The sequence below is a fragment of the Methylobacterium sp. A54F genome (assembly GCF_053346035.1).
On sequence record NZ_JBKFBF010000088.1, the window covers coordinates 1 to 322 of the forward strand.

The 322-nt window shown below is 73.0% G+C and carries 1 pseudogene; it reads left to right on the plus strand.

The window, feature by feature from the left end:
- Positions 1 to 322 (plus strand): annotated as a pseudogene (locus ACLBXP_RS25460) (porin); the annotation flags it as partial.

A 322-nucleotide genomic window follows, 5' to 3' on the forward strand; every position in this document is an offset into this window, starting at 1 on the left:
GCCGCCTGGGGCTCGTTCCAGCTCTCGGCCGCCGTCCACGAGGTCGGCATCGGCAACGCGCTCGCCATCTCGGCCACGCCGTTCAGCCCCCTCAACGCGGCCGGCGCCGCGGTCCTGCCGACCACCGCCGCGGTGGCCCGCCCGTCGAACGTCTACGGCTTCGGCGTGCAGGCCGGCGTGAAGGTCAACCTGCCCTTCATCGCGCCCGGCGACACCTTCTACCTGCAGGGCGCCCACGCCGACGGCGCGATGTCCTACTCGGGCTTCCAGCAGCCCCAGGGCGGCGAGATCCTCTCGACCAGCATCATCCCGATCCAGGGCG